The organism is Blautia sp. 210820-DFI.6.14, assembly GCF_020558815.1.
Taxonomy (GTDB): Bacteria; Bacillota; Clostridia; order Lachnospirales; family Lachnospiraceae; genus Blautia_A; species Blautia_A obeum.
Genome location: NZ_JAJCKS010000113.1, coordinates 1 through 350, shown reverse-complemented (window position 1 = coordinate 350; position 350 = coordinate 1). Strand labels below are relative to the sequence as shown.

At 38.9% G+C, this 350-nt stretch carries 1 pseudogene; it reads left to right on the top strand.

Features of this window, described 5'->3' with window-relative positions:
- A pseudogene (locus LI112_RS18745) lies at positions 1 to 350 on the top strand (RNA-guided endonuclease TnpB family protein); the annotation flags it as partial.

The window sequence follows — 350 nt, the reverse complement described above, 5'->3', positions numbered from 1 at the left end:
GGGGATCCGGCATGAGAAAGGCTCAGACCAGCTGCGTCTGTCTCTGCCAAAGGATCTGAAAAGCTATATGGAAGAAACCTATGGAATCCATGAAAAATTTTTATATCTTGAAAATAAGATTTTCAGGAACATGGATCGTATAAAACAGCTGCGGATCTATCCACCAAAAAACGGAAAGTGCGACCTTATTGTCATTTATGAGATTGAAGAGCCGGAACAGCATTCTCAGAATGGACATTATTTATCTATTGATCTTGGACTTCATAATCTGATGACCTGTTATGATTCCGGAAACGGCAGGACTTTTATCCTGGGAAGAAAATACCTTTCATTGGAAAGATATTTTCATA